The following is a 25,309-nucleotide window of genomic DNA, read 5'->3' as shown; positions in this document are numbered from 1 at the left end:
AGGAGAGTAGGATGTTTTTGAACCTATCCGAAGAAGAGCAACTGTTCTGCGATGCAGTGGAAGGTACCATCAAGCGGGTTGCACCTGTTGAGCATGTACAGAAGCTGGATAATGCCAAGAAATTTGATTTCGACCTGCATAAAGCACTGGCTGAGCTCGGCGTCTGGGGCGTGGGTATTGGCGAAGAATTTGGAGGATCCGGTGGTACGCCTAAGCTCCAAGTTCTGACCTTGGAGGCGCTAGGTCGGAGGGCAACCTCCATGGCAGTCTTCGGCGTCGTTCAGTTCATGGCTACTCGACTCCTCAGCCAATACGGGACGCCACAGCAGCAAGATCAGTACCTGGCGAGACTTTGCGCCGGCGAGATCAAAGCATCGTTCTGCCTGACTGAAGAAAGTGGTGGCACTGACATCCTGCAGGCAATGCGCACCAAGGCCAAGCGAGTCGATGACGGTTGGCGACTAACCGGTGGCAAATATTGGATCAGTGGCGCGATCCACGCAGACCTGCTCATTGTCCTCGCTCGCACCGGCGACCACCGCTCGCGCGGCGTAACCATGTTCCTCGTCGATAAGTCAGCACCTGGCGTTTCGGCAACAGAGATCAATACCTTCGCTATCAACAGCTACGACACCTGCTCTGTTGCCTTCGACGACGTAAAGCTCTCGGATGACGCAGTGCTGGGCGAAGTAGATCAGGGCTTCATCCAAGTATTGAGCACGCTCAACGCTGAGCGGCTGAACGCCGCTGCGGTCGCTGTTGGCATTGGTCGAGGCGCTCAGCAACTGGCAGTCGAGTACGCCAAAGATCGTAAAGCATTCGGACGGCCCATCGGTCAGTTCCAGGCGCTGCAGCATCGGCTGGTATATGCCGGTGTCGCACTAGAGCAGGCATGGCTCACGACCCAAATGGCTGCGATTGCGGAGGAGCAAGGTCATCAACACATCGAGGTTTCCAGCGCCATCGCAAAGCTTGCCGCCAGCAAAGCTGCCAACGAAGCGGTGAGGGTTGGCATGGAGTCGATGGGCGGAGCAGGCTTTGACCTGGAATATCCGATGCAACGCTACTATCGAGATATCCGCCTCTACTCTTTTGCACCACTGACCGATGACATGCTGGCAAACCTGCTGGGTGAACGCTGGCTCGAGTTGCCTCGATCATTTTGAGATCAAAACCTAAATTTGGGTACTAGAGGGTCGTTATTACAACCTCAATGCCGCAGGCATGCGTGCATGCCTGCATGATATTGCGCACGCGCACACTAATGGATTAGCAAACTCAAACGACAATTCCTGGCCATAAAATCCTCATAAAAATGCGTTACCTCTCCAAACAACAACAATAAGGAAGGTACATAAAATGTCACGCCATTGCACAATGCTGATGGGCGCTCTCTGCATCTCTTCGTTTCAGGCAAATGCAGCGGAATACCCAATCTTTGATGATGCAAAACTCCGGCTTACCCATAAGAATTTTTTCTTCCATCGAGATTTCCGTAACGGCAGTTCAAGTGCCACCGGGACAAACGCCTTCAAGCCCGTTAACGAAAGAAATGGATACGCACAGGAGTGGGCCCAAGGCTTTCTTCTGGATTTTCAGTCCGGCTTTACACCCGGAGCAGTCGGTCTTGGGGTAGATGCCAATGCAATCCTAGGCCTCAAGTTTAGCGCAGGAGGCGGTACCGCAGGCTTGCGACTGTTACCCATCGACGGCGATGGCAAGCCTGGCGATGAGTACTCCAGGGTTGGTGCCGCTCTGAAGCTTCGAGCATCAAAAAGTACGCTGAAGTACGGCGAACAGATGCCAATGACACCTGTCCTGGCAGTGAATACTGTTCGTCTATTTCCCAGCGCCGCCACGGGGCTTCAGTTGAACGTCAACGAATTTGACAATTTCACCCTGGAGGCAGGCCACTACACGAAACAGACCGGGGTTGACTCCTCCAACAGCGACGATAAATTCACAACCGACTACGCCCTCAAACGTGGAGGTACTGCGATCACTTATGACTCAGCTAGTTTTATTGGTGGCCGCTACCAACAAGGAAATCTATCGCTAGCCCTCTATGCAGGTCAGCTGGAAGATGCCTGGCATCAATACTATGGCAACACTAAATACACTTACGCCATTGACGAAGGCCAAAGAATAGCTTTCGACTTCAACATTTACCGTACGTTGAACTATGGCAAAAGTCTCGCGGGGCCTATAAACAATACCTCCTGGTCATTTTCCACTGCCTACACCACCGGTGGCCACACGCTCTCAGTCATTCACCAGAGGATCAACGGTGACGAACCCTTAGACTGGGTCGGGTTAGGCACCATGGGCGGCACCATCACAATAGGCAACGCGGTTCAGTACGCAACGTTCACGGAAGCGAAAGAGAGGTCGTGGCAACTGAGGTACGATTACGACTTCGCAGCTCTAGGCATACCAGGGCTTAGCTTTATGACCAGGTATGTCAGGGGGGATGGAATGGATAACTCGCACAGTCATAACCCCTACTACACCGCTCGATACGTGTATGACACCGACAAGGACAACAAGCATTGGGAGAGAAATTCCGACATCAAGTACGTGATCCAGTCCGGGCCGGCGCGCGATATGTCATTTCGCCTAAGGCAATCGACTCACCGCGCAACCAGCGGCTACAGGTACATTGACATCGATGAGGTTAGGCTGATCACCGAGTTTCCAATCAACATTTTCTAAGCTCGGGCGCCATGAGCGCCCAAGCCATTCAGGGGTTCAGTCATCACAACGGGCGAAACTGGGTCGGTTTTCGGTCAGCGGCAACAGTTTGGCCTAAGGAATATGGGACTTTGGGGCGTTCCACCCATTTCGCGATTGGCGCAGTTCACTCTATCCAAGCGGAGGTACTGCGCTTACTTACGGCAGCTTCACATCTGCGCGCGATCCAGACTTTCTACGCCTATGCCGAAACTCGAGCTCTGGATGTAGACGAGACCATTGGCTTGCCAGCTTGAGTCGATTCTCTCGCCACTGGATGGTTACGCCCTCTGGCTGCAAGGCTGCCGCCGAGCGGACAATACAGTCGCCCGAAAGTGTACTTCGCTCAGCTTTCATTCCCTTCCGCTCTAGCTCAAATGCGGCTGGTTCATGTGCCAAAGCTTCGTTCCCCTCCTCCAGCAATCGATCGAGCATTTTGAGGACGCTGCAGCACCGGGCAGTACGATCATGAAGATATCCGGGCAACCACCAAGGCTGCCCGGGCCCGAGCTCAGCCCCGAGCGTTGGAGTACGCAGGGCCACTGCGCAGGCCGGTGTGCTCCTCCACCGCACCGGTGCCATCCAGGTAACCATGCTTGCGCAAGTCAGGCATGAGCACGGCAGCCAGCAGGGTAATGGCGCTCATGGCCGCCACGTAGTAGTAGAAATACGACTCTACCCCTGCGCCACGCAACGACAGCGCCACGTACTCGGCCGTGCCGCCACACAGCGCATTGCCCAGTGCATAAGGCAAACCTACCCCCAGTGCGCGCACGGTGGCGGGATACAGGTCAGCCTTGAGCACGCCGGTCACCGGCGTATAGAACGCTGCAATCAGCAGCCCGAGCATGACCAGCGCGAAAGCCTCGTACGGGTTGTTGACGCTCTTCAGGCCCGTGAGCAACGGCACGATCAACAGGCTCGACAGCAGGCCGAAGGCAATCATGCTGTTACGCGAGCCGATCCGGTCGGCCATCATCCCGAACACCGGCTGCAGACACATGAACACCACCAGTGCGGCTGTCATGATGAAGCTGACCGTCGAGGGGTCGAAGCCGGCCGACACCACCAAGTACTTCTGCATGTAGGTGGAGAAGGTGTAGAAATGCAGCGAGCAACCGGCCGTGATGGCAATGGTCAGCAGCACGGCTTTCTTGTGTTTCATCAGTGCCTTGATCGAGCCGGCTTCCTTGTGTTTTGCGCCCTGGGCATGGGCGGTCTCAAGCATCGAGCGGCGCAGGTACACCACTACCAGCGCGCTGACCGCACCGATGAAGAACGGAATCCGCCAGCCCCAGGCCTTGAGCTCCTCGATTGGCAGCACATTTTGCAGCACCACCACCGTCAACAGCGCGAGCAACTGGCCGGCGATGATGGTGAAGTACTGGAACGAGCCAAAGAAGCAGCGCTTGCCCTTGCGGGAAATTTCGCTGATGTAGGTGGCCCCGGTGCCGTATTCAGCACCGACCGAGAGCCCCTGCATCAAGCGGGCTACCAGCAGCAGCACCGGTGCTGCCATGCCGATGGACTCATAAGTGGGCAATACGGCGATCATCAGCGAGCCGCCACACATCAGGAACACAGAGATGATCATGGAGAACTTGCGACCACGGGTGTCGGCCAGGTAGCCGAAGATCCACCCGCCCAACGGACGCATGAAGAAGCCCACGGCGAAGATTCCGGCGGTCGCCAGCAACTGCGTGGTCTGGTCGCCCTTAGGGAAGAACAAGGCCGCGAAGTAGATCGAGGTGTAGGCGTAGATGAAGAAGTCGTACCACTCCACCAGGTTGCCGGAGCAGGCACCGAGAATGGCGCGGATCCGTTGGCGGTTGGTCAGGTTGCGGATATCAGGCGCAGCGGGATTGTTATTGTTGGCGTGCATGGGGTAACTCCAGATCTAAGGCAAACGCAAGGCAGGAACGACAGCGTCGGTTTACGTTCGATTGATCGGTTTGGAGTCGTGGTGGGAAAAAGCGGGCGACAAAACGCAAGGCGATGAAACGCGCATCATGGGGGGGTACCTTCTGGGATCTATTATTTTACAAGTCAGCGAAAGCGCACTGACTTTTATTCCCGAGCAAAGCTACGCCCTCACCTGGATAGCGGCCAGACCCGGTCCCCTCTAGCAGTTATGCCTCAATTGAATAGCTCGCTGCGTCAGAGCATATGCCCAGCCCAGATACCTTCGGCCACCAGCTCCGAGGCAATGTCGACGAAAGTCTGGCCGACATAGCGGGTAGCCGGGCTCACCTGGCGATCGGCCGGCAGCACCAGCACCAGTTTTCGCATGGGCGTAGGGTCTACCAGCGGTGCCGCGCATAGCGTGCCGTCGTTCAAGCGCGAGTAGATCGAGGCCAAGGGCAACGCGGTGTAACCAAAGCCATTGCGCACAAGGTCGATCATCGCGCCGAATGAATCCGCCTCGACGCTAGTGCTGACCTTGAAGCCGCGCTCCAGGGCACATTGGTCCATGATCTTGCGTAGCCCGTGACGGGGGCTGGGTAAGACCATCGGTTCCCTGGCCAACTGTGCGAAAGGGACCGCCTTATCGAGATTCAGCCCAGAATCGGGAGGGCCAACCAGTACCAGGTTTTCCATCATCACCGGTTCGATGCGCAGTGTATGCAGGGGCTGCGGATCGTAGGAGATGGCCAGTTCCAGTTCGCCCCGCTGCAACCAGTCCAGCAGATAGCCGCTGAAAGCCGATGAAAAGCGGATGGAGAGATCCGGGTGGGTATCGCTGATGCGCTTGACCAGCGGAACCGTGACGATCTCGGCGATCGTCGGCGTGGTACCGATGGCGACCATGCCGCGAAAGGCCGCACGCCCGCCGGCTACCGAGGTACGAATGGACTCCAGCTCATTCATGATTCGGGTGGCCCGCTCAAGCACCTCCAGCCCCGCTGCGGTGATTTCCATGCCACGGCCGTGGCGCTCGAACAGGTAGACGCCCAGTTCCTTTTCCAACTGCCGGATCTGCCGGCTCAATGCCGGTTGCGCCACGTGCAGGCGATCCGACGCCTTGCTCAAACTGCCAAGCTCCGCCACATGGATCAGGGTTTTGAGTTGCGTTACGTCCATCGATCAACCACTTGCAGGGAAGGGAGTGCCGCTGGAGCGGCGTATTTGACAGTCTAAAGACGGCCTGGGGCACCAGCTATAGCATTTGAGCATAGCAGTTAGAACCCATTTGATACGGAGCGGGCTGGCCCCGGGGTGAGGCCAGCCTAGATGGATACTTCAAACGTGGGGCAAGCGTTGACCTCAAACCATTGGCCGTTCTGCGCCCGAGGCAGTGGCGCGCGGGGGGGCCGACTGCACGTCCGGCTCCTGCAACTCCCCTTCCCACTTGGCAACCACCGCAGTGGCGATCGAGTTACCCACGGCGTTGGTGGCCGAGCGCCCCATGTCGAGGAAGGTGTCGATGCCCAGAATCAGCAGCAGCCCCGCTTCGGGAATATCGAATTGAACAAGCGTCGCGGCAATCACCACCAATGATGCCCGAGGCACCCCGGCGAGCCCCTTGGAGGTCAGCATCAAGGTCAGCAGCATGAGGATTTGCGTGCCGAGGGTCATCTCAATACCGTACGCCTGGGCAATGAACAGCACGGCAAAGGTGCAGTACATCATCGAGCCGTCGAGGTTGAAGGAGTAACCCATGGGCATCACGAAGCTGGAAATCTTGCGGCTGACCCCAAAGCGGTCCAGCGCCGCGAGGAGTTTCGGATAGGCCGATTCGGAACTGGCTGTGGCGAACGCCAGCAGAAACGCCTCCTTGATGAGTGCCAGCAAGGCGAACACCCGCCGACCCAGGAACATCGCCCCGGCCAGCACCAGCAACACCCACAATAAGACCAAGCCCAGATAGAAGTCGCGCATGAACACGGCGAACGTGGCCAGGATCGACAAGCCATTGACTGCCACCGTGGCAGCCATGGCCGCCATGACAGCCAAGGGCGCCAGCTTCATGACGTAGCCAGTGATCAGCAGCATGGCCTGCGCCAGTTCATCGGTCAGGCGTACCAGGCCCTTGGCTTTTTCCCCCAGCGCCGCCAGGGCGACCCCAAAGAACAGTGAGAACACCACGATCTGCAGGATCTCGTTGTTGGCCAAGGCTTCGGCGAATGACCTGGGTACCAGGTGGGTGACAAAGGCCTTGAGGGTAAAGGCCGAGGTCTGCAGCGAAGTGGTTTCACTGACGTCCGGCAAGGGCAGCGCCAGATGCAGCCCCGGCTGCAGGATATTGGCCATCATCAGACCGACCGCCAGCGACAGCAGGGAGGCCGTCAAGAACCACATCATGGCCTTGCCGAACACCCGGCCTACCGCACCGGCATCGCCCATGTGGGCGATGCCCACCACCAGGGTGGAAAACACCAGCGGCCCGATCAGCATCTTGATTAACCTCAGGAACACGTCCGAGATCACTGAAATGTAACCGGCAGTATGGGCAGCAGCGGCTTTGTCCGGGCTGGTGAGAAAAATGACGTAGCCGATCACCACGCCGAGAAACATGGCCAGCAGTATCCAGCCCGCCAACGGTAATTTGAGTCTCATTGAGCACCTGTATTCAAGCAATAGGATCCGTCACCGCCTGAGCAGTGCATTACGGAACGAAGTAGGACAGTGCAAGGTGCCGGAACCGGCAGGGCGAGGATGGCGTATCGGCCAATGGCGGCTCAGCAGTGAGCCACCCGGCGAGTGTGCGCAGGTAACGAAGCATCATGGACAACCCTCGATCTTATTGTTGTTTTGATTCGACAGCGGCACGGCCGCAACCGAGTGGACAACCTAACGTCTTCGCCTGCGGCCCATAAGCACTGCATGTGTCTATCAGCTATGCCCGCTTTCTATAGAGGCAACCTCTCCTGCGCGAGCCATGCCTGACTTTATGCGGCAGCTGGTCGCGCGGAACGCTGACCCGCCATCCCACGGGCCAACCTATGCCGACCCGGCATATCTCAAAGAAAAAAACGGTAGTCGTCGTGCACAGCAACTCCCCCCATCATGTGGAAAAACAAAAGCAGCACTGCCGGGAGATACCCATGTCATCGCAAGAAGCTGAACAGAACTGGCAAGAGGACGTGTTCCGTGTCCTTAAGGCCCACGACGTCAAACACGTCGTGTTCGTCCCGGATGCCGGCCACTCGGCAGCCATCCGCATGTCCTACGCCGACCCTGATATCAAGGCCGTTGTGCTCACCACCGAAGAAGAAGGCATCGGTTACCTGGCCGGCGCCTGGCTGGGCGGAGAGCGCGGCGCTCTGCTGATGCAGTCAAGCGGCGTCGGTAACTGCATCAACACCCTTGCCCTGCAGAACTGCGCCGGTTTTCCACTCTTGATGGTGGTGACCATGCGCGGCGACTGGGCGGAGTTCAATGCCTGGCAGAACCCCATGGGCCAAGCCACCGAAGCCTCTCTAAACCTGATGAAGGTGATGACCTGGCGCGCTGACAAGCCTGAGGATGTGGCGCCCCTTCTCCATGGTGCCGCCACCATGGCCTTCAATGGCGATGCCGCCACTGCCCTGCTGCTTGGCCAGCGTCTGATCGGAGAAAAGAAATGGGTCAAGTAAGCGCCAACCACGTGCTCTGCCGCCGTGAAGTCGTCCGTACCCTGCTCGCCGATCGCAACGATGTGCTTGTGGTCACAGGTCTGGGCTCGGCCTCCTATGATGTGATGGCCGCGGGCGATCACGACAACAACTACTACCTCTGGGCCGCCATGGGCAGCGCCATCACCGTGGGGCTGGGCCTGGCCAATGCGCAGCCGGACAAAAGCGTGGTGGTGGTCACCGGTGACGGCGAACTGCTGATGGGCTTTGGCGCCCTGGCCACGGTTGCCCTGCAGCAGCCCAAGAACCTGACCATCGTGGTGCTGGATAACGGCCACTTCGGTGAGACCGGCATGCAGGTCAGCCACGCCGGGTTCGGCATCCAGCTGGACCGGGTCGCCGAAACCTGCGGTTTTTCCTGGACTCAGGAAATCCGTGAGATGGACGGTGTACATGCCTTGCGCGAGCGTTTCGCCACCCGTGATGGTGTCAAGCTGGCGACGGTAAAAATCAAGGCCGAGAACCCCCCACGGGTACTGCCGCCGCGCGATGGTCATTACATCAAGAACCGCTTCCGCGCTGCTCTGGGTTTCCAGCCCATCTGACCGTGTTAAAGGGCCGGTCGGCGGCCGAACCACGATGACGCTGCCGGCCCGCCCCGATTTGGAGAATGATGATGAACGACAACAACAACGAAGAACTCAATGCCATTCGTGAGGGTGTGCGTGCGCTGTGTGGCGACTTCCCCGCCGAGTACTGGCGCAAGATCGATGAGGAAAAGGGCTTCCCTGAAGCCTTCGTCAAAGCCATGACCGACGAGGGTTGGCTGTCGGCGATGATTCCCGAGGAGTTCGGCGGTTCCGGCCTGGGCCTGGCCGAGGCTTCGGTAATTCTTGAAGAGGTCAATGCCTGCGGCGGCAACTCCGGCACCATCCACGGCCAGATGTACAACATGTTCACCTTGCTGCGTAACGGCAGCGAAGAGCAGAAGCGCTATTACTTGCCCAAGCTGGCCAGCGGCGAACTGCGACTGCAATCGATGGCCGTGACCGAGCCGTCTACCGGCACCGACACAACCAAGATCAAGACCACCGCCGTTCGCCAGGGCGACAAGTATGTAGTCAATGGTCAGAAGGTGTGGATCTCGCGGGTGCAGCACTCCGACCTGATGATCCTGCTGGCACGCACCACCCCGCTGGCCGAGGTCACGAAAAAGGTCGATGGCATGTCGATCTTCCTGGTCGACCTGCGCGAGGCCATCGGCAACGGCCTGAGCGTGCAGCCGATCGCCAACTTGGTGAACCACGAAACCAACGAGCTGTTCTTCGACAACCTGGAAATCCCGGCCAGTAGCCTGATTGGTGAAGAAGGCAAAGGCTTCCGCTACATCCTCGACGGCCTCAACGCCGAGCGCACCCTGATTGCCGCCGAATGCATCGGCGATGGCCGCTGGTTTGTCGAGAAAGCCAGTCAGTACGCCCGTGACCGCGAGGTGTTCGGCCGGCCGATCGGCAAGAACCAGGGCGTGCAGTTCCCCATCGCCGAGGCGCATATCGAGATCGAAGCCGCCGACCTGATGCGCTGGCGCGCCTGCGCCGAATACGACAGCGGGCGCAACGCCGGGGCGGCCGCCAACATGGCCAAGTACCTGGCCGCCAAGGCCAGCTGGGAGGCGGCCAACGCCTGCCTACAGACCCACGGCGGCTTCGGCTTTGCCAACGAATACGACGTCGAGCGCAAGTTCCGTGAAACCCGCCTGTACCAGGTCGCGCCAATCTCGACCAACCTGATCCTGTCCTACGTGGCCGAACACCTCCTGGAGTTGCCACGTTCGTTCTGATCCGGACCGCCCCCGTTAACCACGGGGGCCTGCCATAACAAGAGAGACAACCAGCATGAGCCAGCCCATACGCCCCCTTGACGGCATTACCGTCATCAGCCTCGAACACGCGATCGCGGCGCCCTTCTGCACCCGCCAGTTGGCCGACCTGGGCGCCCGAGTCATCAAGGTGGAGCGCCCCGGCAGTGGCGACTTCGCTCGGGGCTACGACCAGCGGGTCAACGGTCTGGCCTCGCATTTCGTGTGGACCAACCGCTCGAAAGAGAGCCTGGCCCTGGACCTCAAGCAGGATATCGCCGGCGATATTCTCGACCAACTGTTAGAGCAGGCCGATGTGTTGGTGCAGAACCTGGCACCGGGTGCGGCCGCTCGCCTGGGACTGAGCTTCGAGGCGCTGCACGCGCGATTCCCGCGGCTGATCGTCTGCGATATCTCCGGCTATGGCGCGGGCGGCCCTTATGAACAGAAAAAAGCCTACGACCTGCTGATTCAGAGCGAAGGCGGCTTCCTGTCGGTCACCGGTGGGCCGGGGGAAGACGGGATGGCCAAGGCCGGCAACTCGATCGCTGATATCGCCGCTGGCATGTATGCCTATACCGGTATCCTTTCGGCGGTCCTGTTGCGGGAAAAGACCGGCATCGGCAGCCAGGTGGAAGTGTCCATGCTCGAGGCCTTGGTGGAGTGGATGAACTACCCGCTCTACTACGCCTACGAAGGTGCCGCACCACCGCCACGTGCCGGCGCGGCGCACGCCACCATCTATCCGTACGGCCCGTTCCCGGTAGGTGACGGGAGCACAGTCATGCTTGGCCTGCAGAACGAGCGGGAGTGGCAGCTTTTCTGTGAACAGGTGCTGCAGCAACCAGAACTGGCCAGTGATGACCGCTTCAGCGCCAACTTCAAGCGCGTGACCAATCGCGATGCGCTGCGCGGACTGATCGTCGAGGCCTTTGCTGCGCTGGACTTCGACACGGTCATCGGGCGCCTCGATGGGGCAAGCATCGCCAATGCCAAGGTCAATGATATGCAGGGTGTCTGGGCCCATCCGCAACTGCAGGCCCGCGACCGCTGGCGGCGGATCGACACCGCCGCCGGTTCAGTACCCAGCCTGTTGCCGCCCGCCACCAGCAACGCCTATGCACCGCGCATGGACCCGGTCCCCGCGCTGGGCCAGCACAGCGAAAGCATCCTTACCGGGCTCGGACTGCCCCTTGAACGTATTCAGCAACTGCGCGCTTCAGGGGTCATCTGACCCCTCTTTTTTCACGCCCGTTGCCATCGCTTAAACACAGAGTATCCCTGCCTATGAAAGTGCTCGTCGCAATCAAACGAGTGGTCGACTACAACGTCAAGGTTCGCGTCAAGGCGGACAACTCCGGCGTCGACCTTGCAAACGTCAAGATGTCCATGAACCCCTTCTGCGAAATCGCCGTGGAAGAAGCCGTACGCCTGAAGGAAAAAGGCGTCGCGAACGAGATCGTCGTTGTCTCCGTCGGTCCGACCGCTGCCCAGGAGCAGTTGCGTACCGCCCTGGCCCTGGGTGCCGACCGCGCCATCCTGGTCGAAGCCGCTGACGAACTGAGCTCTCTGGCCGTCGCCAAGGCACTTAAAGCCGTTGTCGACAAAGAGCAGCCGCACTTGGTGATCCTCGGCAAGCAGGCTATCGACAGTGACAACAATCAGACCGGCCAGATGCTGGCCGCGCTGACCGGCTACGCCCAGGGCACCTTCGCCTCCAAGGTCGAAGTCGCTGGCGACAAGCTGAACGTCACCCGTGAAATCGATGGCGGCCTGCAGACCGTTGCGCTGAACCTGCCAGCCATCGTCACCACCGACCTGCGCCTGAACGAGCCACGCTACGCGTCGCTGCCGAACATCATGAAGGCCAAGAAGAAGCCGCTGGAAACTGTGACTCCAGACGCGCTGGGGGTTTCCCTCGCCTCCACCAACAAGACCCTGAAGGTTGAAGCCCCGGCTGCCCGCAGCGCAGGCATCAAGGTCAAATCGGTGGCCGAACTGGTCGAAAAGCTGAAGAACGAAGCGAAGGTGATCTGATGAGCATTCTGGTAGTTGCTGAACACGACAATCGCACCCTTGCCGGCCCTACCCTGCACACCCTAGCCGCCGCTCGCCAGATCGGTGCTGACATCGTGGTGCTCGTAGCCGGACTGGACGCAGCCGGTGTGGCGTTCGCTGCCGCGCAGTGCACTGGGGTGACCAGAGTTCTGCTGGCTGATGATGCCGCCTACGCCCATCAGTTCCCGGAAAACGTGGCACCCTTGGTGGCCAACCTAGGTCGCGACTTCAGCCATGTGCTGGCCCCGGCCACCAGCAACGGTAAGAACCTCCTGCCACGGGTAGCTGCGCTGCTGGATGTCGACCAGATCTCCGAGATCATTTCGGTCGAATCCGCTGACACCTTCAAGCGTCCGATCTACGCCGGTAACGCCATTGCCACCGTCCAGTCCAGCGCTGCGGTAAAAGTCATCACAGTGCGCTCCACCGCTTTTGAGGCCGTACCGGCAGAAGGCGGCGGCGCGCCAATCGAGGCCTTGGCAGGCGCTGCAGATGCAGGCCTGTCGGCATTTGTCGGCGAAGAACTGGCCAAGTCCGACCGTCCCGAACTGACGGCCGCCAAGATCGTGGTGTCGGGCGGTCGTGGCATGGGCAACGGTGAAAACTTCAGCCACCTGTATAGCCTGGCCGACAAGCTCGGCGCTGCGGTTGGTGCTTCGCGCGCAGCGGTAGACGCAGGCTTCGTGCCCAACGACATGCAGGTCGGTCAGACTGGCAAGATCGTAGCGCCGCAGTTGTACATTGCAGTGGGTATCTCCGGCGCTATTCAGCACCTGGCCGGCATGAAGGACTCCAAGGTCATTGTCGCGATTAACAAGGATGAAGAAGCACCTATCTTCCAGGTAGCTGATTACGGTTTGGTCGGCGACCTGTTCGAGATCGTACCGGAACTGACTTCGACGCTGTAAAGGACAATAAAAAATGAGTACACCTGCACCCCAAACATGGATTGGCCGTAGCGAGACTGTCCATGACTGCATCAGCCATAACCTGGTCAAGCGCATAGCTGCCACTTTGAGCGAGCCGGCACCCGCCCCTGGTGATGCCTTACCCGCACTCTGGCACTGGGCGTTTTTCCAAGAGCCTGTCGAAGCGGTCGGCCTAGGTGGCGATGGCCATCCGGCGCGGGGCGGTTTTCTGCCCCCGGCAGACAACCGCAACCGCATGTGGGCCGGGGGGCGCCTGGAGTTCATCCGCCCGCTGCGGATCGATGCTCAGGTGTCCCGCCGCTCGACCATCCTCAATGTCGAGGAGAAGCACGGGCGCACCGGCTCCCTGATGTTCGTCACCGTGCAGCATGAATATGTACAGGACGGGCAGCGGGCATTTGTTGAAGAGCAGGACATCGTCTACCGCGAGCCCTCACCGCCCAAGCTTGGCGGCACCGAGCCGATGCCCCACGGCGATTGGAGCGAAAGCGTGCAGCCAGATCCGACGCTACTGTTCCGCTACTCGGCGGTGACCTTCAACGGACATCGTATCCATTACGACTGGCCATACGTCACCGAAACCGAAGGGTACCCGGGTCTGGTGGTCCACGGTCCACTGATCGCTACCCTGAACCTGCGCGCCTTCGTGCGCGCGAACCCGCAACTGAACGTCCGCCGCTTCAGCTATCGCGGTGTGCGCCCGCTGATCTGCCCGGATGCGTTCCAAGTCGGCGGGCGGTTGACCGGTGACGGTAAGGCGCAGGTCTGGGCGGGTAATCAGGCCGGTCAGGCGCAGTTTGGCGAAATCGAATTCGTCCAGGGGGTACGCCCATGAACGCAGAGATCGTACGCAGCGCGCTGTTCGTGCCAGCTACCCGCCCAGAGCGCATACCCAAGGCATTGGTCAGTGGCGCAGATCGAGTCATCGTTGACCTTGAGGATGCCGTTGAAGAGGCGCTGAAGGAACAGGCGCGCGACAACCTTGAGCAGTTTCTCAGCGATCGACCCCAGGCCCGAGTGCTTGTGCGCGTCAACGCGCCGGGCCACTGGGCCCATGAGGCCGACTTGGCGCTGTGTCAGCGCCACACCGGCGTCGTTGGCATCCTGCTGCCGAAAGCGGAAACCGTCGGCCAGATCGAACGTGCCCATGCCACTGGCAAAGCGGTATGGCCAATCATCGAAAGTGCCAAGGGCCTTGCCGCGCTGCCCCTCCTGGCGGCGGTGCCAGGCGTCGACCGTCTGTCGTTCGGCAGCCTGGACCTGGGCCTTGATCTCGGGCTGAACACTGGCAGTGCCGCTGCCGAACAGGTACTGGACCATGCCCGCTATGCGGTGCTGCTGCACAGCCGTGTCGCCGGGCTTGCCGCGCCGCTGGACGGCGTGTTCCCTGCCATTCAGGACACCGACGGGCTGCAGCGCCAGGTGCGTTTCGCCCGGGACATGGGCTTTGCCGGCGCTCTGTGCATCCATCCAGGTCAGGTCAACGTGATTCACGCCGCGCTCAAGCCCTCGGCTGCCGAGCTGGACTGGGCGCAGCGGGTGGTTGAACAAGCTGAAACTGGCGCCGGCGTATTCACCCTCGATGGCCAGATGGTCGACGCGCCCGTGATCCTTCGCGCCCGGGCCATGCTGCTCCAAGCCGGCTGAAGCCTCCGTTATCGCTCCCGGCACCGCACACCACCTCTGTTCTGACGCGCAGCGGTGAGCGGTATCGGGGGCACCTATCCAGAGAGGTGCCCCATGTATCTGCTCACTGGTACATCCCGGCCCCGGCGCCACTGCAAGCGCCTGCTCTGCCGGGTGCTGCGCGCACTTTCGAGGTTGCCGGCCTATGCTTGAAGCTGCCCGTGCCTGTCCCTCCTCCCTGACCCAGGCTGCAACCGAACTGATGGTCGAGATTGGCTATACCGCCATGACCATGAGAAAGCTGGCCCTGCGCGTCGGCATTCTTCCCGGCAGCCTTTACCATCACGTCGATTGCAAACAGGATCTGCTGCTCAATGTAGTGCTCGACATCATCGAACGCCGCAAGCAGGCCTGGGAAAACGGCGCCCAATCTCAAGATCTGCATGCTTATGTGCGTTTTGCGCTGGCACGGCAAGTGGCCCTTCCCCAGGAGGAGATGGTCCTTCGTCACGAAGTCAGGCACCTGGACGACCGCCACAGGCTCTGGCTGGAGCGGGCAATGGGGCAACTGGCCGAGCCACTGCGCCAGATTATCGAGGGGGGGTGCGCTATCGGCAGGTACTGCGTGAGCGACCCTGACCGAACTGCCGTTGCCATCTTGGCGATCATCGAAAGCGGCAACAGTCTGCGGGTAGGCAATACGGCCTTCGATGAAAATTGGATCGAGCAGCACATCTTGCGGATGTGCAATGCCTTGCTCCAGCCCGAGGAATGCCCCGCCTGACAAACTGCCTTGAATGTGACAGCCCGCGATAAGGCCATAAGCGGGACACCAAGGTGGGGAGGACATGCTCTGGCGGATCAGCGCCCGCCAGAGCCAGCTTCAAGCGGCATCAGGTATCGCGGTGGTTCTTGGCCTGCAGCCGTTGCCGGAACGCTTCAAACGCCTGCGGATTGACCATGCGTGGCCCCGGCTCCCCGCGCAGCAACTGCAGAATCTGGTCTGCCGCCCACGTGCCCATGCGCTTGCGGGCCTCGCGGGTGACGCCTGCGGTGTGATAGAGGCCGACCACGTTTTCAAGGCCAAGCAGAGGATGATCCAACGCAGGCGGCTCTTGGTCCCAAACGTCGATTCCCGCTGCGCCAAGATGGCCACAGGCCAACGCGTCATAAAGGGCGACCTCGTCATGCAAGCCGCCACGTGCAGTATTGATGAATACCGCCCCTTTGCGCATCGCTGCGAAAGCCGACGCGTTCATGAGGTTCAAAGTCGAAGCCAGACGTGGGCAATGCAGTGAGACTACATCACTGTGCTGTAACAGGCTCTGCAACGTGCAACTGGTAGCGCCCCGCTGGTCGATCTGTTCCGCGCTCAGCAGGGGATCATGGGCCAGCACCTGCATGCCCAGGGCCTGGGCTATGCGTGCGACACGTGTACCAATCTCACCGATACCGATGAGACCCAAGCTCTTGCCGCACAACTCGCTACCCATCAGGTCTTCGCGAGAAAACCCGCGATCCCGGCGCAGGCGCCGGTCCGATTCGCTGATCCGCCGCGCGCAATCGAGCATCAACCCCACCGTGGCCTCGGCCACCGACTGGGCGTTGGCGCCCGATTGGTTGACGACCAGGACACCCGCGTGAGTGCAAGCTTCGACATCCACTGTGTCAAAGCCTGCACCATTGGTCGAGACACAGAGCAGGTCAGGCAACTGGCGGAGCAGCGCTTCGGTGACACACCACTGCCGCGGGAGCTCGTCCCGCGCCGAGGGTACTTGATACACCTGGCAGTTGCGCAGCGCCTGCAGGATGACGGCAGGCGGCTGGTCACGGGCGACGGTTTGCAGCACGACATCGGGCGAAGCTTCGAGGATCTGAGCCATCACCGGGTGATACCAGACGTCGAAGCGCACGATCTTCTTCCTTTCAGTAGTCATGCTCGCCTTGCCTCAATGGCTGGGGTGGGTAGGCAGGGATTTACGCCCCATGAACTTGCGTACGCCGATGTTCTCTTCGACCTTGCCGTCCCCATCGAGGTAACCGTGTTTGCCAAGATCTGGCATCAGCAGGGCCGACACCAGGGTGATGGCGCCGATCGCGGCCACGTACAGGTAGAAGTACTGTTCCATTCCCACAGAGCGGAAGGACAGCGCCACATACTCGGCCGAACCGCCGAACATCGCGGCCCCTACTGCGTAAGGCAAGCCCACACCCAGCGCGCGCACAGTCGGCGGATAGAAGTCTGCCTTAAGCACACCGGTGACCGGGGTATAGAAGGCTGCGATCAGCAACCCGGCAAGCACCAGCCCAAAGGCTGCGAGCGGGTCCTGCACTGTCTTGATCGCAGACAGCAACGGGATTACCAGGAAGGTGGATAGCAGGCCGAACAAGATCATGTTGCGGCGCACGCCGATTTTGTCAGCGAGCATGCCGAACACCGGCTGCGCCAGCATGAAGATCACCAATGCACAAGCCATGATGATGCTCACTGTGGGGGCCGGGATGCCGACACTCACTACCAGGAATTTCTGCATGTAAGCGGTAAAGGTATAGAAGTACAGCGAGCAGCCAATGGTGATGGTGAAAGTGAGCAGCACCGCGCGACGGTGTTGCATCAGGCCTCGGAGCGAGCCAGATTCTTTGCTCTTCATTCCTTCTTCAGTGGCTGTCTCGCGCATGGTACGGCGCAGGATCACCACTACGATCGAAGCCAGCGCGCCAATCAGGAACGGCACCCGCCAGCCCCAAGCCTTGAGGTCCTGCTCCGACAGCACCAGTTGCAGCACCGCAACGGTCAGCAGCGCCAGCAGTTGCCCGGCAATGATCGTCATGTACTGGAACGAGCCGTAGAACGATCGCCGCCCGGCGCGGGATACCTCGCTGATATAAGTGGCGCCGGTGCCGTACTCTGCGCCCACCGACAACCCTTGCATCAGGCGGGCTATCACTAGCAGAACGGGTGCTGCGACACCTACCGTGGCATAAGTGGGCATGACCGCGATCATCAGCGAGCCACCGCACATCATGAACACCGAGATGATCATCGAGATCTTGCGCCCACGGGTATCGGCGATATAGCCGAAAATCCAGCCACCCAGCGGGCGCATAAAGAAGCCGACAGCAAAGATACCGGCCGTTGCCAGTAGTTGGCTGGTCTGGTCGCCAGCAGGGAAGAACAGTGATGCGAAGTAGATCGACGTGTAGGCGTAGATGAAGAAGTCGTACCACTCCACCAAGTTGCCGGAACACACACCCACAATTGCGGTTGTACGCTCTTTGCGCGTCAACGGACGTGCCGTGCTCATGTTTGCATTCATGATCGCTACCCATGTTGTTATTGTTTTGCCAACTCGGGTACAGCTTTGCATAGCCTCGTTTTGGGGGAAGAGGGGCCACAGGTCTAACAGCTATGCCTGGCAGGCATGGCCGTCTAAGCCGGGCGTTCGGGCCGTTTGTCCTGCAGGTAGCGGCAGACTTCTTCTCCGACCCGGCTCAGGCAGCCTTTGAAAAAGTGGTCGGCGCCGGCGTATACCGATACGCGGCGGTGTTCGCCAGCGGCCCAGTCCATCAGGCTGACCAGGGGTGCCATCTGGTCACACCCGCCGTGCACCAGCAGGCAATCGTCGGGCAGGTCCGGCGCCGGGTAATGGCGGCCCCCTGGTACATCGCCGACCGGCAGCCCCAGCAGGGCCAAGGCGTCAAACTCTCCCGCCGCTGCGCTGGCCAGCCTGGCGAACACATAGGCGCCGAAGGAGAAACCGATCAAGGCGATGGGCAGCCCTGGCATGATTCCCGCCATGTGCTTGAGCACCACCTGGCTGTCCGCAGTCTCACCGATGCCGCCATCATGACTGCCCTCGCTTAACCCCACGCCGCGAAAACTCGGCCGCACCACCAGCCAGCCACAGGCGCACAACTGTCTGGCAAGGGTCACTGGCACGATGTGCCGAGGGCTGCCGCCCAACAACGGCTGCGGATGGCTGACGATAACCACCCCTTTCGGTGAAGTTGATGGATGGTCGAGCAGCAAGTGGAGCTTGCCCACCGGCCCATCGATTAGGAGTTCTTCACGGTCCAATTGTGACATTGCAATTGACTCCTTGATGGTTGGCGCTCACGCAGGCCGGCCCGGCAGTGACCGCATGACCAGTAGCACCAGCACGACATTGACGGCGGCCAAGGCGGCGAGCGTTGCTAGCACACCCATGGCACCAAAGTGCTGAAGTAGGTAGCCACCGACCAGCGGCGTCAGCGCCTGACCGATGAGCGAAGGCCGCGACATCTTGCCCATCAGCGCGACGTACTGCGCCGGCGGCATCAGCGCAAGGGGCAGCAAACCCCGGACAATGGCCCGCAGGCCATTGCCGCAGCCGTAAAGCAACAGCCCCAGTGCCGTTGCGCCAGGCGCCAGCGCAACCAGTGCCACGCCCACGGCCACTAGCACTGAAGACACCAATGCGGTCCAAATCGGGTGACGTTTGCGGGCGACTATCTGCAGCACGCGCGAAGCCACTTGGCTGGGCCCCAATAGCGCACTCAGGGCGATCGCCGTAGCCAGACTGTGGCCCAACCCCTGCAGCACTGCCACCAGTTGCACTGAAACCGCAGTCATGATGATTGCGCCAATCGCGAAGATCCACATAAGCAGCAGGTACTGACGTCGTTCCACGCTGACATCAGTCGCCGCCGCCACAGGCTTGCTTGTGGCCCCGTGCGGGCCCGCAGGCAGTACCCAGAGGTACAGAGGCGCGACCACGACAATCAGCATCACCGCATAAGCGGTACAGGTAACTCGCCAGCCGAACTGCTCTATTGCGAACGCCACCAACGGCCAGGTGATGGTGGTGGCGAAACCAGAGATCAAGGTGATGCCAGTGATAGCCCTGCCCGCCCGCTCGGCGTACAAGGCGCCGAGAGTGGCAAACAGGGCTTCGTAAAGACCAATGGCCATGCCGACGCCAATGACGACCCAGGCGAGCAGGAACACTTGCAGGCTGTGAGCGTTTGCTACGATCAACAGCCCCGCCCCCACCACGATTCCGCTCGCGGCCATCTGCAGGCGACCACCGTAGCGAACCACCAGGCGGCTGGCCAGCGGCGCAAGCAGTGCGGACACCATTAAGCTGAGCGACAGCGCTCCATAGACCCAGTGGCCATCCCAGCCGGTCTCGCGCAAGATGGGCTCACCCATCACCGCCAAAATAAAGAAGGACCCACCCCAGACCATGATCTGGAGTACTCCCAGGCAAATGATGCCGACGGGTCCGGGGAGGCGTAGAGGAGCGTTCACAAACGGCCTTCATGTACGGAGAAGATCGACGCGGGTGAGTACCCTCGCCAACGTGTTTCGAGGGGCACTGTTGCGCGCAAAGCGCATCGCGCGACTGCAGAATTCTACTGGGATGAACAAATGGCTGCTATTCAATCCCGGCATTTCAGCTATGCAGGACGACGCAGTGTTGACGCAATTAGTCGCGGGGAAAACAGGAGGCTCGCCTGTATTGAAGCGCGCCTGCCTGAGTGAGCGGGCCTGCCTGCGGCAGGCTCTCGTGGCCTTACCCTTTGCGCTGTAGGGTGTGGTAACCGAGGTCTTCGCGGGCCTGCTTTAAAGTTTTACCCTGGCTGATCGCGGCGCGAATATCGGCTTCAACTGCTTCGATCTGGCGGGCAAGCTGGGCAACATCACGGGCACGTCCGCGTGGCACCACTACCACGCCATTGGCGTCAGCCACGACGATATCCCGGGGGCACACCCGCGCCTCGCCGATGGACACCGGCTCGTTGACCGCGCCCACCTCGACCCGGTCCTTGCCGGTGCGCATGAATCGGCCTTTGGTGAACAGCGGGTAGCCATCACCCAATGCCTTGTTGACATCCCGACATACGCCGTCGATCACAGTCGCGGCGATTTTCCGCGAGCCGGCGTACTGGGTCATGATGTCGCCCCAGACGGTGCAATCGGTGCGGCCGTCATTGTCGATCACCACCACATCGCCCTCGCCCACCTCCTCGATGAAATCACCCACGGTCCCGGGCGGCACACTGGCAGACACATAGCGGACGGTGAATGCAGGGCCGACCACCACTTGCTTGTAGTCGACCAACGGCATCACGCCAAAGCAGTGCCCCGGCAAGCCCAGTTTGTCCATGGCATCGGATACGCCCGGGGTGTCGAGGCCTTCGAACAACGCGACCAGTTCTTTGTCTTCGGTAGTCATCTGCAGCTCCTTGGAACGGTAATTAAATGGCGGGAGTCGGTACCGGCTCGATTCAGGATGCGGTAGCGCGGGGCGCCGGCTCGATGATGGTCAACAGCAACACGAAACTGGCGAACGAACCGATCGCCAGGTAGGAGAAGACGTAACTCCAGCCATAGCTGTCGAGTAACAGACCGGTCAGGAATGGCGTGGCTGCGGCGCCCAGTTGGCCAACCATGTTGACGATGGCATTGGCAATCGGAAACGTCTGTTTACTGGCCAGCGCCATCGGGTAGACCATATAGGACGAAAAGCCCAGGCTCAGCACCACGCCCGTGGTCATCAGCAGCAGCCCATACGCCAACGGCTCAGCCGGCGAGTTGATCAAAAGGTACATCATCACCGAGGTGCCCAGCGCCGACAGCAGCATCCCGGGCTTGCGACGCCCGGCCAGCCAGCGGTCCGAACAGTAGCCGCCCAATAGGTTGCCCAGCACAGCGCCGACCCACGGGGCCGCCGAAACCAGACCCATGTTCATCACAGAGAAGCCCTTGACGGTCATCAGGTAGGTCGGGATCCAGGCCAGCAGCACGCTAGAAACACCCAACTGGAAGCAGTAACTCAGCGCGCTGCCCCAGATTTGCCAAGAGCCAAAAACCTCGCGTCGGGTTTCAAGCTGCGAAACTTCGCGGCGACGTATGAAGGCATCCAGCCGACGGAAGATAACTGCTGTGGCTCGCCCGGCATTGCTGCGAGCGCGTGCCTGGGTGCCGCCGACCGCCGTCGGGTCGCTGATGTAATCCAGTTCAGCCTGGTTGACGAAGCGGCTCCTGGAGGGGTGATCAGCGACCATGAAATACCAGGCGATCGATAGCAGGATCCCGGGTACCGCAAAAAAGTAGAACACCTCGCGCCAGCCCCACACCGAGATAATCACGGCGCACAGGGGCGGTACGATGACCGGACCGAACTTCACCGCCGACAAAAAGATCCCTGACGCAATGCCTTTTTCCCGAGGCGGGAACCAGTTGTTGATGGTGGTCGTCATGCTGATCGGTAATGGGCCCTCCGCCACGCCCAGGCCCAGGCGATAAAGCTTCAATGCCAACAGCGAGCCTGCCGTGCCGACCAGACCGGTCAGCGCAGAGGTCATGATCATTGCCCCGGGCAGGATACGGCTGACGCCATATTTGCTGAACGCCAGCCCGGCCGGAATCTGCGCCAGTGCGTAGGCCAGCAGGAACAGGCTCATGAGCCCGCCAGCCTGGGCGTTGCTCATCTCGAACTCCTGCCGGATGAATGGTAGCGCGACACCCAGATTGGCCCTGTCCGCCGCTGCGATGGTGTAGATGGAAAAAATCATTCCGGCAACGATCCAGCGGTAACTGCTGCGCCCTTTGGCATGGGCCACTTCAGCGGTCGACATAATCTGCACACCCTTGTTGTTGTAATTCGGCGGGTAATCTAGGCACGGCAATAGAAGAAAAAAAGCGACAAAAACTCAACTCTAATCATCACTTTTGGTGGACAATTAGCACCCCACTCGTCCTACAGCAGTCTCGCCGAGGAACACACGTGATCACTCTTAAGCAGATCGAAGCCATTTACTGGATTGTCGAGCTGGGCAGTTTCGAGGCCGCGGCCGCTAAACTGAATATGTCGCAGTCGGCGATCTCCAAGCGGGTACAGGAGCTCGAGGACGCCTTCGGTGTATCGATCTTCGATCGCTCTAAGCGCAGTGCTCGGCTTACACAGAAGGGCATCGAACTGCATGGCTGCGCGGTGGATATGCTCCGCCGGCGTGACGACATGCTTGAACGCATCAGTTCGAAGGAAACCTTGATCCGGCGGTTTCGCCTTGGGGTGACGGAACTCACCGCGCTGACCTGGCTGCCCTCCCTGGTGGAGCGCATTCATCAGACCTACCCACGGGTAGATCTGGAGCCCTCCATTGAACTCAGCACCGACCTGTTGCGTCGGCTGGAAGACGATGAGCTCGACCTCATCGTGGTGCCCGACATCTTCCATGATCCGCGCTTCATCAGCACGCCCTTGCAGGCCGTTGAAAACGCATGGATGTGTGCACCAGCCTTGTATCCAGGCGAAGGCGCCATCGACCTACACACTCTGTCGACCTTCACCGTATTGACTCAGGGCGGCAGTTCCGGGACTGGCCGGACCTACGAGCGCTGGCTGGCCGAGCATGACATCCGCTTGGGCAAGACCCTGACCAGCAACTACCTCGTTGCACAAGTTGGCCTGACCATCTCAGGTGTGGGCATCAGCTACCTGCCGCTCGCCTGCATGGACACACTGATCGGCCAAGGGCGCTTGAAGGTGATTCACACGCAGCAGCCACTACCAACCATCAATTATGTCTGTGTTCATAGGGCCGACCGATATCAGGGGTTGGCGGTGGAAGTGACGCGCCTCGCCCAGCATGCGTGTGATTTCAACCGACTTATCATCACCTGAGGCGATTATTTTTTATAAAAAAATATCGCTAAAAGCAAAGGCTTTTCTCTCCTAACATCGCCGCACATCACGATGGTTACCCTTCATCCAGGAGATTGAGCATGTCATTACCCGGGTCCCGAATCCTCGCTTCACCCGCTCTGGCCCCCGCCTGGCTCATTGAAGCGTTCGCTTCGGTAGTCACCCCGCACATCAGCGACAACCTTGGTCGCCACATCGGCGCTCGGGGCCTTACCCGCTACAACATGACGGGCAAGCTGGTGGGTACCGCACTGACCATCAAGACTCGTCCCGGAGATAATCTGTACATTTACAAGGCCCTGACCTTGCTTGAACCGGGCCACGTGCTGGTGATCGACGCCCAAGGCGACACCAACAATGCGGTGATCGGCGAACTCATCAAGCTGTACGCCGAACAACGCGGCTGCGTGGGGTTCATCGTAGATGGCGCGATTCGCGATGTGGATTCCTTCCGCTCCAGCCCCTGCTATGCGCGCAGCGTAGTGCATTGCGGCCCCTACAAAACCGGCCCAGGCGAAATTAACGTACCGGTGTCAGTTGGAGGCATGGTGGTGAACCCTGGCGACATCATCGTCGGTGACGAAGATGGCGTCGTGGCATTCCCACAGGCGGTAGCCGAGCAGGTGCTGTCCCAGGCCCGCGCTCATGAAGCCCATGAAGAGCGGGTAAAAGCTGAAATTGCAACTGGGGCGTTGGATCAATCCTGGTTGGACAAGGTGCTGGAAAAGGCCGGGTTAACAGATTGATACCACAGGTGTGATCAGCGCCAGTCCGACGTGGAAAATGCCCCCGCGGGCGGCTTCAAGACGTTCATACTGGCACTGCTCGCCCGGTCCATGCACAACAGTTATTGATTCGTGCTGTACAACACCTTCAGCGCATCATTCATCGGGAAGTTCAGGTTCATGGACTTGGGTGGGATTGGGCTGGTGAACCACTTCGCATACAGCGGCTCGATGGCTTTGTTCGAATAGAGCTCCTTGATGGTCCTATCGACCACACGTTTGAATCGCGGGTCATCCTTGCGCAGCATGCAGCCGTAATTCTCAAAGGAGATCGGCGTCCCCGTGATGACCCAGTCGTCCGGTTGCTTTGCCCGCGTTCTCAGGCCTGCCTGAAGCACATCGTCGATCATCAACGCCGACGCTCGGTTCGACTCGACCATGATGAAAGCCTCGCCAATATCTTTCGCCGAGATCACATTCATGCGCATATCTTTATCAGCATTGAGCGCTTTGATCAGGCGCTCAGATGTCGACCCGGCGGCCGTTACCACGTTCTTGCCAGCAAGGTCCGGATAGTCGATCACGCCGGAGCTCTTGCGCGTGAGAAGACGGATGCCGACTGCGAAAATGTCCGTCGAGAAGTCTACCTGCATACGCCGCTCAGAGTTGTTGGTGGTGGCACCACACTCAAGATCGACAGTACCGTTCTGTAACAAAGGGATGCGTGTCTGTGCCGTGACCAGGTTGGAGCGTATTTGCAGGTCTGGCATGCCCAACTCTTTCTTCACCTGTTCGGCAATGGCCAACGCGATATCCCATGAGTACCCCATGGGTTTCTGCCCAATCCCGACATACGAAAATGGGATTGCGGTATCACGGTAGGCTAAGACGATTGCCCCGTTGTCCTTGATCTTCTTCAATGTGCCGGTCAGTTCTTCGGCATCGGCGGCCGACATGGGAAAGCAAGTCGATAGCGCAAGCGAAAGTAGAGAGAGTGCAAGTTTCATGGAACGCCTCGTTGATTGTAATTAAGTTGAGGTACGTCATTACTTTCGGCAACACTTTCCCACCAGGCCGTCTTTCAGGGCGTGGGGATGTGGTCGACAGAGGCCTTGCGCCCGCCGGCGCAAGGCTA

General features: G+C 59.9%; 23 protein-coding genes. 13 read left to right on the top strand and 10 right to left on the bottom strand.

Features of this window, described 5'->3' with window-relative positions:
- Nucleotides 1–11 precede the first annotated feature (11 nt).
- Together N5D53_RS00380 and N5D53_RS00375 are read left to right on the top strand one after the other, a co-directional pair.
- Entirely contained in the window at nucleotides 12–1,166 is a 1,155-nt protein-coding gene (locus N5D53_RS00380; protein ID WP_047602694.1) for an acyl-CoA dehydrogenase family protein, read from the top strand.
- 193 nt (nucleotides 1,167–1,359) lie between these two features.
- Entirely contained in the window at nucleotides 1,360–2,712 is a 1,353-nt protein-coding gene (locus N5D53_RS00375; protein WP_279839083.1) for an OprD family porin, read from the top strand.
- A 529-nt stretch (nucleotides 2,713–3,241) separates the two neighbouring features.
- Here N5D53_RS00375 and N5D53_RS00370 read toward each other — a convergent pair.
- The 3 genes from N5D53_RS00370 to N5D53_RS00360 all read right to left on the bottom strand — a co-directional run bounded on the left by N5D53_RS00370 (nucleotide 3,242) and on the right by N5D53_RS00360 (nucleotide 7,287).
- The gene (locus tag N5D53_RS00370) at nucleotides 3,242–4,612 is read right to left on the bottom strand and encodes an MFS family transporter (protein WP_279839081.1); all 1,371 of its coding nucleotides are present in this window, start codon (nucleotides 4,610–4,612) and stop codon (nucleotides 3,242–3,244) included.
- A gap of 275 nt (nucleotides 4,613–4,887) precedes the next feature.
- Entirely contained in the window at nucleotides 4,888–5,811 is a 924-nt protein-coding gene (locus N5D53_RS00365) for a LysR substrate-binding domain-containing protein (protein ID WP_279839079.1), read from the bottom strand.
- A 183-nt stretch (nucleotides 5,812–5,994) separates the two neighbouring features.
- A complete protein-coding gene (locus N5D53_RS00360) occupies nucleotides 5,995–7,287 on the bottom strand; it encodes a dicarboxylate/amino acid:cation symporter (protein WP_279839078.1) in 1,293 nt (430 codons plus the stop codon).
- A gap of 488 nt (nucleotides 7,288–7,775) precedes the next feature.
- On the opposite strand from N5D53_RS00360, the gene N5D53_RS00355 reads away from it, so the two are divergent.
- From N5D53_RS00355 to N5D53_RS00315, 9 genes are all read left to right on the top strand, one after another.
- Nucleotides 7,776–8,306 carry a thiamine pyrophosphate-binding protein gene (locus tag N5D53_RS00355; protein WP_047602690.1) on the top strand — a complete coding sequence of 177 codons (531 nt, stop codon included), beginning with the start codon at nucleotides 7,776–7,778 and terminating at the stop codon, nucleotides 8,304–8,306.
- Nucleotides 8,294–8,890, top strand: coding sequence for a thiamine pyrophosphate-dependent enzyme (locus N5D53_RS00350; RefSeq protein WP_220633668.1), 597 nt, complete (start codon nucleotides 8,294–8,296; stop codon nucleotides 8,888–8,890). The genes N5D53_RS00355 and N5D53_RS00350 overlap by 13 nt, the downstream gene beginning before the upstream one ends.
- 71 nt (nucleotides 8,891–8,961) lie before the next feature.
- Entirely contained in the window at nucleotides 8,962–10,125 is a 1,164-nt protein-coding gene (locus N5D53_RS00345) for an acyl-CoA/acyl-ACP dehydrogenase (protein WP_279839070.1), read from the top strand.
- 55 nt (nucleotides 10,126–10,180) lie between these two features.
- A complete protein-coding gene (locus N5D53_RS00340; protein WP_279839068.1) occupies nucleotides 10,181–11,377 on the top strand; it encodes a CaiB/BaiF CoA-transferase family protein in 1,197 nt (398 codons plus the stop codon).
- A gap of 53 nt (nucleotides 11,378–11,430) precedes the next feature.
- Nucleotides 11,431–12,180: an electron transfer flavoprotein subunit beta/FixA family protein gene (locus N5D53_RS00335; RefSeq protein WP_279839066.1), complete on the top strand. Its 750-nt coding sequence runs from the start codon at nucleotides 11,431–11,433 to the stop codon at nucleotides 12,178–12,180.
- Entirely contained in the window at nucleotides 12,180–13,109 is a 930-nt protein-coding gene (locus N5D53_RS00330; protein ID WP_279839063.1) for an FAD-binding protein, read from the top strand. The genes N5D53_RS00335 and N5D53_RS00330 overlap by 1 nt, the downstream gene beginning before the upstream one ends.
- Nucleotides 13,110–13,122: 13 nt before the next feature.
- Entirely contained in the window at nucleotides 13,123–13,965 is an 843-nt protein-coding gene (locus tag N5D53_RS00325; protein ID WP_279839061.1) for a MaoC family dehydratase N-terminal domain-containing protein, read from the top strand.
- Complete coding sequence (locus N5D53_RS00320; RefSeq protein WP_108078664.1) at nucleotides 13,962–14,777, top strand: CoA ester lyase; 816 nt, start codon at nucleotides 13,962–13,964, stop codon at nucleotides 14,775–14,777. Before N5D53_RS00325 ends, N5D53_RS00320 begins: the two co-directional genes overlap by 4 nt.
- Nucleotides 14,778–14,961: 184 nt before the next feature.
- Nucleotides 14,962–15,540 (top strand): TetR/AcrR family transcriptional regulator, encoded by a 579-nt coding sequence (locus N5D53_RS00315; RefSeq protein WP_108078663.1) that lies wholly within the window; start codon nucleotides 14,962–14,964, stop codon nucleotides 15,538–15,540.
- 109 nt (nucleotides 15,541–15,649) lie between these two features.
- Here the strand turns inward: N5D53_RS00315 and N5D53_RS00310 are convergent, their stop codons facing one another.
- The 6 genes from N5D53_RS00310 to N5D53_RS00285 all read right to left on the bottom strand — a co-directional run bounded on the left by N5D53_RS00310 (nucleotide 15,650) and on the right by N5D53_RS00285 (nucleotide 22,379).
- Complete coding sequence (locus N5D53_RS00310; RefSeq protein ID WP_279839054.1) at nucleotides 15,650–16,693, bottom strand: hydroxyacid dehydrogenase; 1,044 nt, start codon at nucleotides 16,691–16,693, stop codon at nucleotides 15,650–15,652.
- A 12-nt stretch (nucleotides 16,694–16,705) separates the two neighbouring features.
- A complete protein-coding gene (locus N5D53_RS00305; protein ID WP_279839052.1) occupies nucleotides 16,706–18,061 on the bottom strand; it encodes an MFS family transporter in 1,356 nt (451 codons plus the stop codon).
- A 125-nt stretch (nucleotides 18,062–18,186) separates the two neighbouring features.
- Nucleotides 18,187–18,843, bottom strand: a complete 657-nt coding sequence (locus N5D53_RS00300) for an alpha/beta hydrolase (protein ID WP_279839050.1) — start codon at nucleotides 18,841–18,843, stop codon at nucleotides 18,187–18,189.
- A gap of 27 nt (nucleotides 18,844–18,870) precedes the next feature.
- Nucleotides 18,871–20,046 (bottom strand): MFS transporter, encoded by a 1,176-nt coding sequence (locus N5D53_RS00295; RefSeq protein ID WP_279839049.1) that lies wholly within the window; start codon nucleotides 20,044–20,046, stop codon nucleotides 18,871–18,873.
- A 265-nt stretch (nucleotides 20,047–20,311) separates the two neighbouring features.
- Nucleotides 20,312–20,974, bottom strand: coding sequence for an RraA family protein (locus tag N5D53_RS00290; RefSeq protein ID WP_279839047.1), 663 nt, complete (start codon nucleotides 20,972–20,974; stop codon nucleotides 20,312–20,314).
- Between the two features lie 52 nt (nucleotides 20,975–21,026).
- Nucleotides 21,027–22,379, bottom strand: coding sequence for an MFS transporter (locus N5D53_RS00285; RefSeq protein ID WP_279839045.1), 1,353 nt, complete (start codon nucleotides 22,377–22,379; stop codon nucleotides 21,027–21,029).
- Nucleotides 22,380–22,528: 149 nt separating this feature from the next.
- Between N5D53_RS00285 and N5D53_RS00280 the strand changes: the two genes are divergently transcribed.
- Nucleotides 22,529–23,428 (top strand): LysR family transcriptional regulator, encoded by a 900-nt coding sequence (locus N5D53_RS00280; protein WP_279839044.1) that lies wholly within the window; start codon nucleotides 22,529–22,531, stop codon nucleotides 23,426–23,428.
- A gap of 101 nt (nucleotides 23,429–23,529) precedes the next feature.
- Nucleotides 23,530–24,195 (top strand): RraA family protein, encoded by a 666-nt coding sequence (locus N5D53_RS00275; RefSeq protein ID WP_279839042.1) that lies wholly within the window; start codon nucleotides 23,530–23,532, stop codon nucleotides 24,193–24,195.
- A gap of 101 nt (nucleotides 24,196–24,296) precedes the next feature.
- Here the strand turns inward: N5D53_RS00275 and N5D53_RS00270 are convergent, their stop codons facing one another.
- A complete protein-coding gene (locus N5D53_RS00270) occupies nucleotides 24,297–25,181 on the bottom strand; it encodes a transporter substrate-binding domain-containing protein (RefSeq protein WP_279839041.1) in 885 nt (294 codons plus the stop codon).
- Between the last annotated feature and the right edge of the window lie 128 nt (nucleotides 25,182–25,309).

Source organism: Pseudomonas sp. GD03862 (assembly GCF_029840855.1).
Classification (GTDB): domain Bacteria; phylum Pseudomonadota; class Gammaproteobacteria; order Pseudomonadales; family Pseudomonadaceae; genus Aquipseudomonas; species Aquipseudomonas alloputida.
This window is presented reverse-complemented; position numbering and strand designations above follow the sequence as displayed.